General features: G+C 47.2%; 12 protein-coding genes. 8 read left to right on the forward strand and 4 right to left on the reverse strand.

The features are described 5' to 3' along the window. Window positions 1-9: 9 nt before the first annotated feature. The 7 genes from tldD to KFE26_RS12040 all read left to right on the forward strand — a co-directional run bounded on the left by tldD (window position 10) and on the right by KFE26_RS12040 (window position 9,249). Entirely contained in the window at window positions 10-1,458 is a 1,449-nt protein-coding gene (gene tldD, locus KFE26_RS12010) for a metalloprotease TldD (RefSeq protein WP_113940074.1), read from the forward strand. Window positions 1,459-1,552: 94 nt separating this feature from the next. After that, on the forward strand, window positions 1,553-2,935 hold the full coding sequence (locus KFE26_RS12015) for a TolC family protein (protein WP_212600527.1): 1,383 nt from the start codon (window positions 1,553-1,555) through the stop codon (window positions 2,933-2,935). Beyond that, window positions 2,925-3,899: an HlyD family secretion protein gene (locus KFE26_RS12020; RefSeq protein ID WP_173247150.1), complete on the forward strand. Its 975-nt coding sequence runs from the start codon at window positions 2,925-2,927 to the stop codon at window positions 3,897-3,899. The genes KFE26_RS12015 and KFE26_RS12020 overlap by 11 nt, the downstream gene beginning before the upstream one ends. An 80-nt stretch (window positions 3,900-3,979) precedes the next feature. After that, a complete protein-coding gene (locus tag KFE26_RS12025; protein WP_212600535.1) occupies window positions 3,980-5,197 on the forward strand; it encodes an ABC transporter permease in 1,218 nt (405 codons plus the stop codon). A 1-nt stretch (window position 5,198) separates the two neighbouring features. Next, entirely contained in the window at window positions 5,199-6,389 is a 1,191-nt protein-coding gene (locus KFE26_RS12030; RefSeq protein ID WP_198573070.1) for an ABC transporter permease, read from the forward strand. 222 nt (window positions 6,390-6,611) lie between these two features. After that, a complete protein-coding gene (locus tag KFE26_RS12035; RefSeq protein ID WP_212600528.1) occupies window positions 6,612-7,499 on the forward strand; it encodes an ion transporter in 888 nt (295 codons plus the stop codon). Window positions 7,500-7,923: 424 nt separating this feature from the next. Then, a complete protein-coding gene (locus KFE26_RS12040) occupies window positions 7,924-9,249 on the forward strand; it encodes an APC family permease (RefSeq protein ID WP_198573072.1) in 1,326 nt (441 codons plus the stop codon). 146 nt (window positions 9,250-9,395) lie between these two features. On the opposite strand, the gene KFE26_RS12045 is transcribed toward KFE26_RS12040, so the two are convergent. Together KFE26_RS12045 and yjgA are read right to left on the reverse strand one after the other, a co-directional pair. Then, window positions 9,396-11,909: an Ig-like domain-containing protein gene (locus KFE26_RS12045; RefSeq protein WP_212600529.1), complete on the reverse strand. Its 2,514-nt coding sequence runs from the start codon at window positions 11,907-11,909 to the stop codon at window positions 9,396-9,398. Between the two features lie 29 nt (window positions 11,910-11,938). Then, window positions 11,939-12,475 carry a ribosome biogenesis factor YjgA gene (gene yjgA / locus KFE26_RS12050; RefSeq protein WP_105251298.1) on the reverse strand — a complete coding sequence of 179 codons (537 nt, stop codon included), beginning with the start codon at window positions 12,473-12,475 and terminating at the stop codon, window positions 11,939-11,941. A gap of 437 nt (window positions 12,476-12,912) precedes the next feature. On the opposite strand from yjgA, the gene pmbA reads away from it, so the two are divergent. Beyond that, on the forward strand, window positions 12,913-14,256 hold the full coding sequence (gene pmbA / locus KFE26_RS12055) for a metalloprotease PmbA (RefSeq protein WP_212600530.1): 1,344 nt from the start codon (window positions 12,913-12,915) through the stop codon (window positions 14,254-14,256). Between the two features lie 236 nt (window positions 14,257-14,492). Here the strand turns inward: pmbA and KFE26_RS12060 are convergent, their stop codons facing one another. Both KFE26_RS12060 and KFE26_RS12065 read right to left on the reverse strand, forming a co-directional pair. Continuing rightward, entirely contained in the window at window positions 14,493-16,619 is a 2,127-nt protein-coding gene (locus tag KFE26_RS12060) for a TonB-dependent receptor (protein ID WP_131523434.1), read from the reverse strand. A gap of 245 nt (window positions 16,620-16,864) precedes the next feature. Next, a complete protein-coding gene (locus tag KFE26_RS12065) occupies window positions 16,865-17,713 on the reverse strand; it encodes a substrate-binding periplasmic protein (RefSeq protein WP_131523433.1) in 849 nt (282 codons plus the stop codon). Window positions 17,714-17,863 lie beyond the last annotated feature (150 nt).

A 17,863-nucleotide genomic window follows, 5' to 3' on the forward strand; every position in this document is an offset into this window, starting at 1 on the left:
AGAGCATAGATGCCATTTTTAGCACAAGTAGAGCAAAGTTTATTGAAGAATGGGTTAGCGTTAGATGGCCTGCAAACCTATCTAAACACCATACATCAGCACAAAATCGATTATTCCGATCTCTATTTTCAAGGTAGTCGCCACGAATCTTGGGTGCTGGAAGACGGCATCATCAAAGACGGTAGTTTCCATATTGAACGCGGTGTGGGCGTGCGGGCCATCAGCGGTGAGAAAACGGGTTTTGCCTATGCCGACGATATCACTCCTGCCGCCTTAAGCGCTGCAGTACAGGCTGCCCGTGGCATTGCTAGTGCGGGTGAGCAGACTCAGGTACAAGCCTTTAAACGTCAAAAAGCATTGGCGTTATACGACAGCTTAGATCCGATTGCGGCGATGGAAGAAGTCAAAAAAATCAACCTACTGAAAGAAGCCGATGCGTTTATTCGCAGTCTAGATAGCCGGATTATTCAAGTGGTGGTTAGCCTTGCTGGTGTGCACGAAGAAATCCTCGTTGCTGCGAGTGATGGCACTCTGGCGGCCGATATCCGTCCTCTGGTGCGTTTTAATTGCAGCGTGATTTTGGAAGAAAACGGTAAACGTGAACGTGGTGGCGCCGGTGGTGGTGGTCGTCATGACTACGGTGTTTTAATGGCAAGCGATGACACAGGTTTACCTATGTGTTTCGCCTTTGCCCGCGAAGCCGTGCGTCAAGCGCAAGTTAACCTTAACGCCATCGATGCACCAGCGGGTGAAATGCCTGTGGTGTTAGGTAATGGCTGGCCCGGTGTATTGCTCCACGAAGCGGTTGGACATGGTTTAGAAGGCGACTTTAACCGTAAGGGCAGCAGTGCCTTTAGCGGCAAGGTTGGTCAGCAAGTTGCGTCTAAGTTAGTGACTGTGGTCGACGATGGCACCTTGCCCAATCGTCGTGGTTCACTGAGTATCGACGATGAAGGTGTACAAACCCAAAGAACCGTATTGATTGAAGACGGTATTTTAAAGGGTTACATCCAAGACAAACTCAATGCTCGCTTAATGGGTGTTGCGCCAACGGGTAACGGCCGCCGTGAATCCTACGCGCATTTACCTATGCCACGTATGACCAATACTTATATGACGGCCGGTGAGTCAGATCCCAGTGAGATTATTAAGTCAGTGAAGAAGGGCATTTACGCCCCTAACTTTGGCGGTGGCCAAGTCGATATCACTTCGGGTAAGTTTGTGTTCTCAGCATCCGAAGCCTATTTGATTGAAAATGGTGAAGTTACTCAAGCCATTAAGGGGGCTACTTTAATCGGTAATGGCCCTGAGGCTATGAGCCAGATTTCTATGGTCGGTAACGATATGGCTTTAGATCAAGGTGTGGGCGTTTGTGGTAAAGATGGTCAAAGTGTGCCTGTGGGTGTGGGTCAACCGACCCTAAAACTCGATAAGCTTACCGTGGGCGGAACAGCATAAAACTTAGAACCTTACGCTTATGGGTTCTAGTCGCTGCCCACCATGAATGTTATCATTCGCAAAGGAAATTAGAGTAACTACTCTAGAGGTGTTAATGAAACTATCACGTGTAGTCTGGCTTTGCCTATTATCATTGCCTTCGGCTGGCTATGCTCAGCCGATTAGCTTTACTGATGCTTGGCAGCAAGTGCTGAAGGTGAGCGACAAATTGCAAGCGCAATCCCAGGAAGTTAACCGCGCTAAGGGTGAACAAGAGGCGGGCGATAGCTTAAATTTGCCCTCATTAGACATTCGCGGTAACTATATTCATTTGGATAAACCGATTGAGTTTGATCTGAAAGAATTAAATTCTGTGGTTTCTATCCCGCCATCGCTTGGCGGCATTATTGCGGGTATTCCGCCGCTGCCCTTAAGTGAGCAAGATATTTTTAGCGCCAGCTTACAGGCAATGTGGCCGATTTATACGGGCGGACAGATCACTGCGGCTCAAGGTATACACGCGGCTATGGTGGCCGAGAAGCAACAAGAATTACAATTGGCAACTCGTGATTTATTTACCCTGCTGGTGGATAGATATTACGCTGTCGATGTGACGTTGGCATTGGTGAATACTCAGACCGATCTGGTGGGCTCGTTAGCTAAGCATGTTGATCATGCTTTAGCACTAGAGCGCGAAGGGCAAATTGCTAAGGTCGAGCGCCTCAATGCGCAGGTCGCCCTAGACAATGCTAAAGTCAATTTAGGCAGTGCTCGTCGGCAACACGAAATGGCAGTGATCGCGCTGGCTCGTATGCTACAGCAAAGTCAGGTGAGCACAAATTCTCCCTTATTTGTATTGCCTCAGGCTCCTTCATTCGCTCAACTCAGCCAAATTACCCTGAGCCAACATCCGGCGCTCAAATTGCTCGAAGCGAAAGAAACGCAAGCAAACGGTTTAATAGCGTTGGAAAAAGGTAAATACCATCCAACGGTTTTCCTCTTCGGTAACTACACCTTGTATGAAGAAGACACACTCTTGACGAGCATCACACCTGACTGGATGGTTGGGGTTGGGGTCAATGTGCCACTGATCAGTCGCGATGGTCGTAGCGGTAAGGTCGAAGCGGCGAAAAGTGCACTCTTACAAGCTCGTTATACCAAGGCACAAACTAAACAAGACTTGAGCCTGCTGGTGGATCAAAGCTATCGCCAATTATTACAGGCCGAGGAAGAAGTGACGGCGCTCGATACTTCGCTCGAACTTGCTATTGAAAACCTGCGCCTACGTGACATCGCCTTTAATCAAGGGCTTTCAACCTCTATCGACAGAGTCGATGCGGAACTGAAACTGAGCGCAGTGAAAACTCAGCAATTGGCTGCCCGTTATCGTTACGTGCAAGCCTATGCCAGATTAATGGCCATTAGTGGTCAACTAGATGAATTTATCGGTCGTACCACAGCCCCTACCCAAGTGCAGGAGACAAACAATGCGCGCTAACAGAATACTTGCCCTTGTGGCGTTGGTCGCATTAGGCCTTATCTTAGCCTATGGACTTAAGCTCGCTTATAGCCCGCAGCCGAGTTTGTTGCAGGGCCAGATTGAAGCCCGTGAGTACAATGTTTCGTCCAAGGTGCCAGGCAGAGTCGAACAAGTGCTCGTGCGCCGCGGTGATAGTGTGGCCCAAGGGGATTTATTATTTGCGATCCGCAGTCCTGAGCTAGATGCAAAGTTAATGCAGGCCGAAGGTGGCCGTGATGCCGCTAAGGCGATGCAGCTTGAAGCCAACAACGGTGCTCGCAGCCAAGAAGTGATGGCAGCCAAGGAGCAATGGCTCAAGGCGCAGGCGGCGGCAACGCTCGCTAAAACCACTTATACTCGCGTCGAAAACTTATTTAACGAAGGTGTGGCGGCAAGACAAAAACGCGATGAAGCCTTTACCCAATGGCAAGCGGCAAAATACACAGAACAAGCGGCCTTAGCCATGTACCAAATGGCCGAGGAAGGTGCGCGGGCGGAAACCAAAGTGGCTGCGGCAGGTAATGCCCGTAAGGCTGAAGGTGCAGTGAAAGAAGTTAGCGCCATTATGGAAGATAGCCAAATGCGCGCACCTAAATCAGGTGAGATCAGCGACGTGCTGTTACAGGCGGGTGAATTGGCACCCAGTGGTTTTCCGATTGTTAGTTTGATTGATATGCAGGATGCTTGGGCCGTGTTCCAAGTGCGAGAAGACCAACTTAAACGTTTCAAAAAAGGTCAAACAATTCAATTAACGATTCCGGCACTCGGGCAGGATGTGGATTTTACTGTGTCCCATATCAGCGTGATGGGTGAGTTTGCCACTTGGCGTTCGACCGAAAGTGGCCATGATTTTGATATGCGTACCTTTGAGGTGGAATTGCGTCCAAACCAGCCGATTACCGATCTGCGTGTCGGCATGTCTGTGCTGCTGCGCAGTGAGTAAAAGTCGTGACTGAACGTACGCCTCACGCCAACGCGGCGGACAAGATTAAGGGCGAATCACAGCCATCAAGCATAAGCTTTATGGCGTTGCTCACAGCGTTAGTTCGCCGTGAGCTGCGTGCCCTATGGCATGACCCTTGGCAGTTAGCGCTGATAAGTTATATTCCACTACTGGGGATTTTATGCTTATGGTGGTTGTTCAGTGCTGGTCTGCCAAGGCAACTGCCCGTGGCGATTGTCGACCAAGATCATAGTCAATTGAGCCGCATGTTGACCCGTCAGCTTAAGGCAAACCCAGTTACCGATCCGCAAAGTTTTACCGACTTATCCTCGGCGATAAGCGCGATGCAACAGGCGAAAGTCTACGCTATTGTGGTTTTTCCCTATGATATGAAAAAGGATTTACTTACAGGCCATAAGCCTACAATTGATGTGCGCTACAACAGTCAATTTTTGCTGGTGGGTAAGTTACTCTCAAGCCAAATTCAGCTGAGTTTAGGTGACGGATTACAGCAAGTGGCGGGTTTAAAGCAGCTCGCTAATGGTACTCCGAAATCCCAAGTCGCAGTGAATTTAAGCCCAGTCAAAAGCCAAACAACAGCCCTGTTTAACCGAAATAACAACTACATAGGTTTCTTAGTACCGCCAGTGCTGATTGCGCTGTGGCAGTTGTTATCTATGTTAGTGATGGCAAACAGTTTAAATCGAGAGCTGCATTTAGCGCCTACCACTCAGGCCGATGGCATGTCGAATATCTTAACTGAACATTTTTGGCCTAAAGTGTGGGCGAAAATGGTGCTGTTTACGCCGATATTGATGCTGCAGGGCGGCTTTATTTTAGCTTGGCTGTATTTGTATCTTGCTCTGCCGATGGCGGGGAGTTTAGCCCTATTATTGCTCGCGCAATTAGTCATGTTATTGGCAGTCTGGAGCTTAGTGTTATTAATATTTGTAGTGATGCGTGACAGTGCGCGGGTCATCAGCTTTTGTACTGCTTTATTTGCGCCAGCGTTTGCCTTTATGGGCATTACTTTTCCGACTCACGAAATGCCGCAATTAGCCCAGTGGTGGCGACTTATCATGCCATCGAGCCATTATATTGAGTCCCATGTTAGTATCGTGAGTTATGGCGCCACTTGGCCAAGTGTAGTGAGCCAAATCACCAGCTATTGGGGCTTTATCTGTCTGATACCTTTGATATATTTCCTGTCGCGTAAATTACTGCCTACCACAGTTAACACCAATGCTGCAGTGACGGTTTATGACTCGGATGCAGCTATATCTGCGAAGGGGCAATAGGATGAATTTATCCAATAGCGAACATGCAAACACACCACGTCAGCTCAGTCTGTGGCGACTGATCCTCACTGAGTTTAAGGCCATTATTAGCGATAAAGCGATCGCTGTTACCTTATTTGGCGGTGTACTGTTTTATTCGGTTTTGTATCCTTTGCCCTATTTGAATCAAGTGCCGACCGAGCAACAACTGATCGTGGTGGACTTAGATCATTCTTCCCTAAGCCGTCAATTGATCCGTCATGCCGATGCCAGCGCAAAAATTCAAGTCATAGGCCAAGTCGGTTCGATTACTGAGGCGAAGCGTTTTATTGAGACGCGTAAGGCCCACGGCTTACTCGTGATCCCAGAAGGATTCCGCCGCGATTTATTGCTCGGTAAAGGTGTGACGCTAAGCTATGGCGGTGATGCTAGTTACTTTTTGATTTATTCCGCGGTTGTTGAAGGCTTAGTTAGCGCTGGAATGGATGCGGGAAAACAAGTGCAATTGATTGGCATGCTTGCTCAAGGACAAAATCCTAAGCAGGCCCAAGAGAGTTTAAACTCGCTTCATCTTAACAGTGTGCCAGCCTTTAACCAGAGCCTAGGTTATACGCCCTATGTAGTACCTGGACTGTTCTTGCTGATTTTGCACCAAACCTTACTCATAGGTACTGGCATTTTGGGGGCAGGGCAATGGCGGCATAAAGGGTATTGGCAGCAGGTGTCTCCGGTGCAATTAGTCTGTGGCCGTATCCTTGCTTTCATGTTGATTTATATCTTCTTTACCAGCTTTTATGTGGGCTATTGTTATCACTGGTATAACGTGAGTATTCAAGCGAGCCTTGGCTTAGTTGCGCTGTGGTTATTGCCGTTTTTACTGGCTACCGCCGCCGCAGGTGTTGCCATGAGCACCTTATTCACTCGCCGCGATTTACCCACCCAAGTGCTACTGCTGATCTCTATGCCTATTCTATTCGTGTCAGGTTTTGTGTGGCCGATAGCACTGATCCCAGAACCTTTAGTACTCGGCTCACAGTTTATTCCCGCCGTGCCCGCGATTATGGGCATGTTAGAACTCAATCAAATGGGCGCAAGTTGGGCGAGTGTGATGCCAAAATGGCTGCAACTCTGGGGCTTATTTGCGGTATTTTTCGGCCTAGCGATGTTGGGGATTAAGCGTCGAGCGAGATTGTTGCTGATTGGTACCCATTAGTTTTTAGTGATACCTTAGATTTATATTTATTGGCGAGTGTTAATCGTTTACTGAGGACGTAATGACGTTTTACCCACCCCCTCATAAAAGTTGCTGTTCATATTATCCAAATCTTGCTCAATCCACTGCATTTAACCCTGTTGTTATTTAACCCACCGTAAAAACTGGGCATCTGAAAGCGCACTCGCTACAATCGCCGCAATTGTGATTATAGGAGTCGACATGAGTACATCTTTACTTAACGTACCAACGGGTTTGCAGGCACGAGTGATTAGCTTGGTTGAGCAAAACTGGTTTGGTCATTTTATTTTGGCATTGATTTTAATCAACGCGGTGCAGTTAGGTATGGAGACCTCAGCCAGCCTGATGGCGCAATACGGTACTTTGTTGATGAGTCTTGATAAGGTGCTGCTGAGTGTATTTGTCGTGGAGTTATTGCTGCGGATTTATGCCTATAGGGGAAAATTTTTTAAAGACCCTTGGAGTGTGTTTGATTTTACCGTGATAGTGATTGCACTGATCCCTGCATCTGGGCCTCTGGCTGTACTGCGTTCGCTACGGGTGTTGCGGGTGCTGAGAGTGTTAACAATTGTGCCATCAATGAAACGGGTCGTGTCAGCTCTGTTGGGATCACTTCCTGGATTGGCATCGATCGCCACGGTATTACTGTTGATTTATTATGTGTTTGCGGTGATCGCCACCAAAATCTTTGGTGGTACGTTTCCGGAATGGTTTGGCACCATTGCTGATTCGTTTTATACCTTATTTCAAATAATGACGCTTGAAAGCTGGTCTATGGGAATTTCGCGGCCAGTGATGGAAGTTTACCCTTATGCTTGGGTATTTTTCGTGCCATTTATTCTGGTGGCTACTTTCACTATGCTAAATTTGTTTATTGCGATTATCGTCAATACCATGCAAACCTTCAGTGACGAAGAGCATGCATTAGAGCGTGAGCAGGACAAACAAGTCTTGGAGCAGGAACAAAGACAAATGCACGAGGAGTTGAAAGCCATCAGACTCGAGCTACAACAATTACAAACCTTGCTGCGCAGTGCTGCTGGTGATTCTTCTAATGTATCGACAAAGGGAGATATTGGTTCTGATTAAAGCAGATTGAGGATCGTGAGCTGATATCAAGTCTTGTACTTGAATTCTGTCGTTTTTCACTAAGCCATCACATATTGCGGATCACTTAATATTTTTATTGGGTTGTCTTCTTGTTGGTTTTGGGGGAGAATGCGCGCCGAAAAAATAACCGAGATACTCAGTATCTCGGTTATTTTTTATTTATGGCGTATGTGTTTTAAAACAATTGAGGCCGGTAAACATCCGGAAATGATATGAGGTTCAGTTGAACCTATTTTACTGAGGAAAGACCAATGGGGCTGTTGTGTACCGGATTGTCGGTAGTTGTTGTAAATCAAGTTGTTGCGTTAGCCATTAAACCTAGAGTGCAGACGGTTAGCCGCAAGCAAAAACTAATTGCAGATGCGTGCTTAGGTGTTCAACCCTGTACAATGGGGGTGTGCTGATGAGCCAACAAAATCCGGGTTTGAAGCAGACCCTCAACTTATGGCAAGTGGTGGTGATGGGGCTTGCCTATCTCACGCCTATGGCCGTTTTTGACACCTTTGGTATTGTTTCCGAGATCACCTCTGGCCATGTGGCTACGTCTTATCTATTCGCATTGGCGGGGATTTTATTTACCGCGTTTAGTTACGGTCATTTGGTACGTAAATATCCCTATGCGGGTTCAGCCTACACTTATGCTCAAAAAACCTTTAGCCCGAATGTTGGTTTTATGGTGGGTTGGTCATCGCTGCTGGACTATATGTTTATGCCAATGATCAATATGTTGCTCGCAAAAATCTATTTAACCGCCATGTTTCCCAGCGTCGAACCTTGGATCTTTATTTTTGCTCTTGTGACCATAATGACCTTGCTTAATCTCAAGGGGATTGATCTCGTCGCTAACTTTAATGGGGTGATAGTGTTTGCACAGATCGCCATTATTGTGGTGTTCATTGGTCTAATGGCCTATAGCATTTCCCTCGGTGAAGGCGAAGGTGTCGTCGCGAGTGTGCGACCATTTTATGCCGATAATATGGCGATGGCGCCATTATTCACAGGGGCGACGATTCTGTGTTTCTCCTTCCTCGGCTTTGACGGGTTAAGTTCACTGACTGAAGAAACTAAAGATGCTCAACGTGTTATTCCTCGCGCGATTGTGTTGACGGCTTTGCTCGGTGGCGTGATTTTTGTTGGCGTGTCTTATTTTTTGCAGCTCTATTTCCCCGATATTTCCCGCTTTCAACAGCTTGATGCGGTATTGCCTGAAATTGCACTCTATGTGGGTGGTAATCTATTCCAGTCCATCGTATTAGTGGCGACCACTGTTGCCGTATTGGCATCCGGTATGGCTGCCCATGCTGGGGTTGCACGGATTTTATATGTGATGGGGCGGGATAATATGTTGCCACGTAAAGGGTTTGCTTATATCCATCCTAGATGGCGAACCCCTGCATTTAATGTCTTGTTGGTGGGGGCGCTTGCGCTGTCTGCCGTCTCATTTGATTTGGAAATGGCCTTAGCCTTAGTGAATTTTGGCGCTTTAGTGGCGTTCACCTTCGTGAACTTATCCGTGATTGTGCAGTTTTACCTAAGGGATCGACGTAATAAATCTTTTAGAGACCACTTACAATACTTAGTCTTGCCATTGTGTGGCGCCGGCACTATTGGCGTGCTTTGGGCAAACTTAGAGCCACAATCATTAGAGCTGGGGCTTATATGGGCGGCAGTGGGAGCATTGTATTTGGCTTTACGGAGTTTCCGTTTACGCCGTGCAGTAGAGCTATAAAATTAGTGAGTGTCATGGCTCATAGATGCACAGCTATAACTAAAGATGTGTAGTAGATCTAAGGGCCGTGAGTTGTAATCCTCTAATAAAATCTTCCAATAAAAAGACCCGCATTCGCGGGTCTTTTGTTATCTATCAGTTCGTTATTATTGCAGCAACACATTGAACTTAAGCAAGGTTTCAACGCCACTTGGTGTATTCACTGTTAGTACCACTTGGCTGCTAGCGGTTTCAGTATTCTTGAGGAAAAAGTCCGCCATACTTGCATTAGCATCATTCGTTTTAGGCACAGTATAGGTTGTTGATAGCAATTCCCCTTTATCCGCATCGATATTAAGCGTTGTACTAGAGGGCATAATTTGATCTGCACTGTCGTAGAACTTTACGGTAAATTCGGATGTTTGCCCTGCAGGAATTGCCGTTAAAGACTCAAGATTGTTGAGAATATTTTGACCTAGGCGATCTTCATATACTTTGACACCATCTTGCCATAGGGAGAAATAGGCTTTTGAGCCAGACATTATCATCACAACTGCTTTACGAACATAAGTCTTATTCGCTTGTCCTGTCCCGCAGAGTGCGCCTTGACATTGAGGGCCGTTAAACTTGCCATCGGCACCTTTATAGGTGTCGCTAGCGAGGTTATCGAAATAGCGTTCACCACTATCATAGGCGAAGTTTTCGTTATCATCGCGAAAGGCTGTCGGCAAATCGCTAAAGCCTGAGTTGTGGAAGGTTTCTACATCTAAGCCGTTACCACTGCAAGCCACAGGAACACCATTTATCAAGCAAGCTTTTGCAATGGCGCTACCATCGGCCGAATCAAATTGGTTGTTACCATTGGTGTCGAAAAAGGTTTCGTGACCTAAAGCGTAGGCTAATACTGTTATGCGATGGTCTTGAGGTCTTGGATCGCTTGATGTCCAAGTCACACTGCAGACACCATTTTGAGTTAAGCAGCTTGGCTCTATTTGGCCGCCTTCACTGGTGAAGTTGACTGTTGTGTCATTGGGCGCAGGGTTGCCAAAACTATCAGACAGTCTTGCTGTCACTGTGACTTTCTCACCATCAATATTACCCGCTTCAGGGTTGGCATTACTCGTCGCTAAACTAAATCCAAGTTGTTGAGGTAGACCAGTATTCACGGTTAACTGTTCAGATTGGCTAGTGATGACTTCTTTAGTATCAGTATCAACAGCAGTGGCGACCACGCGCACAGGCGTGGGTACTGTGCCGGATAATACGCGCACACTGGCGATGCCTTGGGAGTTAGTCAGGCTTTGCGCATTCGCAGTGCCATTGGCAAAACTTAAACCACCGACAACCGTATCTAAGGTAAAGCTGACATTCTGTTGCGCTGCAGGTTGGCCATTGGCGCTGGTGACTTTGAAGCTGACTAAAGAGGATTCGCTTGAACCCGTACCGCCCGCACCTTTGATGCGAATTTGTGCAGGCTCTGCCGACTCAAAACTTAAGCTAGCAAGCGTTTGGCGTTGTAGAGTAAATGGGAAATTTGCCGTTAACGTCTGATTGCCAGCTACGGTTGTGGCGATGATTTGGTCGCTACGTTCACTGTTGCCACTGCAACTTGTGTCTTGGAAGGTCGAGCTCGCATTACCCGATAAAGTTGTAACTGGGGTATCGAGTGTGGCGCTATTGTTTGTGGTGCAATCTGAGCTAAAGCTGATGGAAGAGGGTGTTTGTACTCGCGTAACCGTGCCGTCATTGGCCTCTAATACTAAACTTGCACTTACACCAAAACTACCGCCTGCGCTGATTTTATATTTGCCATTGGCATCGGCCGTTAAGGTGCTCGCCAATTGACCTTCGGTAAAGACTGCGCCATTGAATGAGCCGAGTTTTAGCGTGCCTTCTTGATTGACGGCATCTTTACTCAACACTTCATACAAACTGCTGGTTTGCAGCGATTGACCTTGATAGTCCACAGTGACCGTTAAGGCATTTGCCCCTAATTCAGTTGCACTTGGCGTATAGGGTACCTGCGCAATACCTTGAGTGTTGGTCAGCGCACTGGCAGGATTGAGCGCCGCTGAACCTGCAGTAAAGGTGACTTTAGCGCCTTCGATACCTTTGCTTTCGCTATCGAGCAATATGGCTTGTAATTGCACCGACTCATCGACTTTAAAGCGAGTGACTAAGGCTGAGCTGCTTAAAATACTGGCGCTGAGTTTAGGTGTTTCAATGGTGTTGCCATTGCCTGAACCAACGAACTCGTAGTTACGGCTTGCAGTTAATGCGTCTGCATCAGACGGCGTATAGCTCGCCGTTACCGTACCAGCTTCTGCTGTTAATGCAGGGTTAGAAATGATGACTTCAGCAACGCCATCTGCATTGGTGAGTTTTGTTGCTGGCGCAACAGTACCTAAGGTCGCAGCGAAGCTAATCAGTTGGCCGCTAAGTTTACTCGAACCCTTTTTTAAGGTAGCGACGGCACAAAAACTCGTATCGGAGGCAAAGCTTAAATTGGTGGTTGCATCGGCGCACTTGCCGTTAACTACAGTTTTATAGCCCAGCGTTAAGCTGTAGCTGTCTGTTGTTCCGTCAGTGTCGGTGCCATCAGCTGCGCCATTACAACCACTGAGCGCTAATGCGCCCAGTAATACCCAAGAAAATACCGATAACGTTTTGCTAAGTCGCATAAGCAACATCCTTGTGGGGCTGAAGTTAATTAGTCTTGGATTTCGCTGCGTAGATATTTAAACAGCTCTTTAGATGATTTTGATTCAGGGCCTTTGGCCAGTTCTTTGGTGGCTTGACGCACCAAAGTACGCAGTTTTTGTCTGTCTAATTGCGGATAATGCTCGACGACAGTTTGAATCTCATCATCACCTTGGGTGAGTAAGCGTTCACGCATTTTTTCGAACATCTGCAACTTCGCGGTCTCGTTGTTGTTTTTATTCAACACGATAGCGAGTGAAGCCTTGATTGGCTCAATATCAAAATTACGCATCAATTTGCCGATATACTGCATGTGACGACGATACGCCTCAGTATTGACCTTGATTTTACGTGTTTGCAGGATAGCGTCGTACAAAAACTCATCCAGCTCGATTTTATCTAGCTGAGTCTTGCTCAGTGAAACAAGCTCCATACCGACTTTTTGCACGGCTTCGCTATCACGCTTGTCCGTTGTTTTGCTGCTGACATAATCTTCATCTATGTCGTAGGGCTGTTTAAAATGTTCTGAATCACCAACAATCTTCATATAGATAAAACCTCAAGTAAATAACTGGCTAATAATAACATCTCCAGCCAAAAATCGCCTAGGTGAATGTGTTTATACCCAAGCTACCTGAATATACGAGTTTCAGAGCGCCTAGGGTGCTTCAATTCAAGGCGCAGCAATGACAGAATGTCGGCCACCTTTTGAATTGATGCAACACGGAAGTGGAGTGCCCTAGGCGCTCCGTCCCGGCGGGTTTTAACGCACTTTATGCTGTGTTGGTTATTTTTAACTTAGCCCGCTAGGTCTGCAAATAACCGCCTTGCCTAAAGTGCGTTAAACTCCCGCTGAATCCTGCATCTTCAGGTTGTTTGGGTATAGGATACGCTCTCAAGCCTAAGTCCGCCGCGAATAATTAATGTGAATGGGATTTGTGTTTGTTATGCTACGGCAATTGCCGACAACGAAAGAGTAGCTTTGTGTCTTTGAACAGAATCGATAGTGAATTGGGCGCGCTGAAAGATGCGGTGGCCGTGGCGCTGGAATATGCCAACAAATTAGGAACTAACGCTGCCGAAGTGGCGATCAGTAAACAACAAGGTTTGTCGGTTTCTACCCGTTTAAAAGAAGTTGAAACCGTTGAATTTAATAAAGATGGTGCCTTAGGAATTACGGTTTACCGCGATGGTTGCAAGGGCAGTTCATCGACGTCAGATTTAAGTCCAGAGGCCATTGCCCTCGCGGTGAAAGCGGCCGACGATATCGCCCGTTATACTTCTCCGGATCCATTCAGTGGTCTTGCCGATAAAGCCTTGATGGCAAATCAGATCCGCGATCTTCAACTGTATTATCCACAAGATATTTCCCCCGATGAGTTAGCGCAACTGGCGATCCGCGCCGAAACTGCGGCGCTCGATGCCGATCCACGTATCAATAATTCCGATGGCGCCAGTGCCAATGCTCACACTGCGGTTAAAGTGTATGGCAACAGCCACGGTTTCTTAAACGGGTATTGCAGCTCGCGTTATAGCTTGAGTTGCAGCGTGATCGGTGAAGATAGCGAAGGCAATATGCAACGGGATTACGATTACACTATCGCCCGTAAATTCAGCGAGATGCTTGCACCTGAAACGGTAGGTTTAAAGACCGCCGAGAAGACAGTAAGTCGCCTCGGTGCACGCAAGATCGCGACGACGCGTTTACCCATTTTATTAGCGCCAGATATCGCCACAGGGTTAATCGGCCACTTTATCGGTGCGATCAGCGGTGGCAGTTTATACCGTAAATCCAGTTTCTTATTGGATTCGATCAACACCCAAATCTTCCCCGATTGGTTCAATATCGAAGAGCAGCCGCATTTATTGGGCGCATTGGCAAGCGCGAACTACGACAGTGAAGGTGTGGCGACCCAAGACAGACGCATTATTGACCGCGGCATGTTAGAAACCTATTTGCTGACCAGCTACTCGGCGCGCAAGTTAGGCTTAACCAACACGGGCCATGCGGGCGGTATTTATAACTGGACGCTCGGCCACACAGGCCAAACCTTCGACGAATTGGTGAAAGACATGGGCACAGGTTTGATTGTGACCGAAGTCATGGGCCAAGGCGTGAACATAGTAACGGGCGATTATTCCCGTGGTGCGGCCGGTTTCTACGTTGAAAACGGTGAGATCCAATATCCAGTGGAAGAGATCACTATCGCGGGTAACTTAAAAGAGATGTTCCGTGGTGTACAAGCCGTGAGTAAGGATTTTGATTTGCGCTCATCGATTCGTACAGGCGGCATCTTGTTATCTGAAATGAAGATTGCGGGCAACTAATCCATAGTGTCACTCGTTCAGCCGTGCTGCATAGTGCGCTTAAGTCGTCTCAGTGCTTTAGTGCCAGTACTTTAATGTTAGTAGCATGAATGTGGTTTGAGCATAAAAAAGGGCAAGCGATTAATCACTTAATCTGCTTGCCCTTTTTGTTTAACGTTCGGATTAGATCTGTTCGACCTAAAAAGCCGTGCAGTTAAAAACCATATGGTTAAAAACAGTGCCTTTAAAATCAGTTGTTAAAACGCATAGCTTGCGCTGAGTTCAAACGAGCGACCTGCACCGGCAATCTGGTTAAAGCCATTGGTATTATCGGCCTTAAATTCAGCCACACTCACGCCGCCCAGTGGCAGCTCATAGTAGCTGTCGAACAGATTATTCACGGCGAAGGTAACAGTCAGATCCTGCCACTTCATACTGCTGTTCAAATTGAGCAAGGAGTAGCTGTCGGTTTCATTTTCAAGGCGGCGGTCATCTACGCGATCTTTGGTCGCAACCCATTGCCATGAAAGACTGTTTTCCCACTGACCTAACTGATGTTGCAGTGCCAGCTCAGTTTGCAACGGCTTGATTTGATATAAAGGTTCATCACCTTCATCTCGCTCGCCACGGGTTACATTCACTTTGCCTAACACTTGCCATTTACCTGTGCTGGTTTCGGCAAACTGGTAGAGCGCATTAAAACGTGCGCCATAGAGATTGGCATCTAAGTTAGTGAATTGGAGAATATTGCGTTTGCCATCAGGCGAACTGGTGCGATTGAAGCTACCAATGACTTCTGCATCGACATAGTCAGTCACTGCTGTGTACCAAGCTGTGGTCGAAACTTGCCAGCTATCATCGTTATATTTGTAGGCTGCGCTCAGGGTATGGGCGGTTTCTGGTTTAAGATCCGGATTACCCACATAACCATTACCATCACCATACCAACCTATCATAGTGGTCGCCATAGTGCCGCGGCCCCAGCTGTAACGTTCGTATAGATTCGGTGCACGATTCTTGCGGGCTAAACCAAACTCAAGTTGTTGATTAGTAGATAATTGATAGCGCGCCAGCAAGGTGGCATCGATCAGATTATCATCACGTTTTCTGTCCATCGCATTAAAGGCTTTTGCCGCTTCTGCGTCGACATTAGGCATGCCCATCATAGGCATGTTGCTATAGGCTTGGACTTCACCGGTATTGGTGGTGACATACTCAAAGCGAACACCCGCCGATAACCACCAGCTTTGACTTAAATCTTGCTGCCATTCGCCATAAACGGCGGCGCGGCGGCGTTCACCATCGTTGATGTTGATGTAGTCATTGGGCGCCATCATAGTGCCAGGCACCGCAGGCCAAACATCGTCGAGCTGGTAGCTATAGTATTCTTGGCCGACCAGTAAGGTGCTGTCATCACCCATTGGCAAGCGCCAGTGTAGTTGATAGCTGTAGTCATCACCTTCAGTGTTCATTGGCATCTTGCCGGTTTTTTCTGGGGTGAAAAAGCCCATCTCGTGTTTCACGCCGTGCCAGTTTACTTGGGCACTGAATTCACCGTCATCGTCGAGTTTGAGTTGATAACGGGCGAGGGCACCGTAACTCTTGTTATCCGTCATATCCATGTATTGGTTAGCAAAACCTTGGAATGGAATATTTTGGTGGGTCAATTTGATGGCAACTTCTTGAGTCTCATCGCGCCATGCGGCGGTCAGTGCATGGTTTTGTGCGCGGTACAGGGTATCGATGACTTTATCGCCATTGCCGTCTTTATAGCTGTTGGCATCTTCATAGGCGCCTTGATAGCTAAGACTGACATTTTTGCTGGCGACTGTGGCGTTGGTGCCGAGTAATAAGGTGTCACTCACACTGCGGTATCCAGTTGAAATATCGCCACTATTCCACTTGATAGCCTCGCTTTCACCAAATTTAGGATTAAGGCTGCTGACTTTGATTACACCCGCAATATTGTCTCCACCGGCACTGACTGGCGATACGCCCGCAATGACTTCGGCTGTGGTGATTTGATTGGCGGAGATATAGGACAGCGGTGGATTCATTTGGTTTGCACAGGACGCGGTAATGTCTGCTCCATCAACCAGCACTTTGATGCGATCGCCCATCATGCCATTGAGGATAGGTAGGGCCGATACGCCGCCCGCTTCGGAGAAATCGACTCCTTGCCCTTTCAGTAGATTTTCAGCCGAGCCTAATGCGTTACGGTTTTCGGTCTGTTGGCCATGGACCTCTAAGCGTTCAATATTGGCTAATTCGCTATCGTCAGCCATGGCCTGTGGCGCTAGCGATAAGCCCATGGCGATTGCGAGGGATGAGGAAATTACTGAAGTTTTAAACGGGTGAGATAAATACGCAGAATTTGCAGCCATCTTATTGTCTTCCATTCACTTGGATTAATTGCGCTGCATTATAAAGAGCATCTCAGTGTGGCAGGTGCGGCATATTGTCGCAGAGGGTAACAAAGCGAGTTAAAACATCAGAATATGGCTTGAGCAGAAGACAAGTTTTCCACTTTTAATCAGTTAGAACATGATTCGCTTAACTCTTTATTGGTACCTCAATTGATAAGGGGTCCAATAGAACTCTGCGTTAGCGGTACTTTTTGTGATTTAAGCTAGCCAAAATACTTGCTATACAAGCGCTGAGTTTCACCTTGGGAATCCATGGCGGCGAGTGCTTTGGCAAATTCAAAGACTTTAGAATCTGGTGTTAACACTGTGGGACTGTTATCTGGGCTGATGGGGATATCAGCGCGATAGTTGGGGTTGTGTCTACCGCGGTAGTAGCGGCTTTTTTTCGAGAAACCGAGGTACATTTCCTGCGGTAATTCGCTGTAGTGATAGTGGAGTTTAAACTGGCTTTGGTCACGATTTTTGAGGTAATAATGCAAAGTGGTTTGATCATAAATAAAAAAGTCCCCTTGGTTTGAAAGCAAATAATCCAAGGCTTTAGGGACGGTTAACTCAGGCGGTTTGCGTACCTTGATTTTGTCGGGTAAGCCGCCAAAGTCATAACTGCCGGGGGCGATTAAGAGGGTCATCTCATTATGGGCTAACTGTTCAATGGAGCGAATATCGGCGGCGCCAGCACGGCTAATGCCAATCGCACGTTGTGAAAGTCCATTGGGGATAAAATGCGCGTATTGAGCCCGCTCTTCGGTGAAATTAAGGCCGGGATAAAAATCGATATTGCCGAGTTTGAGATCCCGCAGAATACGTAATTTAGGTGCGCGCACCACATTGAGTTTGCAGCCAATCTTGTCCGCCGCCGCTTGGTAGAGTTCGTGATAAAATCCCGTGTTATTGGACTCGTCGCCAATAAAGGGTAAGCGTTCGCTGGTGCGATACCCCATAGTCATCACGCAGGAGTCTGAACTGGAAAAAGCACTGGCAAGCGGTGCTTGAAGCGTTATCAGTAAAAGCAGTGCACCGAGCCAAGATTGAGCGACTAACACGGATGTCAAATTGATCTCCTTATCTGTCGATTACAAAGTGTAACCTGAGTGCCAATAAAGGTTATGGCAAAGTCCACTCACTAAACCTATTAATAGAATCTTATTGATTATTAAGCTAATATATTATTTTTGTTTGAATAATCTATCATACTTTCCTAC

Source organism: Shewanella sp. M16 (assembly GCF_018224605.1).
GTDB lineage: Bacteria > Pseudomonadota > Gammaproteobacteria > Enterobacterales > Shewanellaceae > Shewanella > Shewanella oncorhynchi.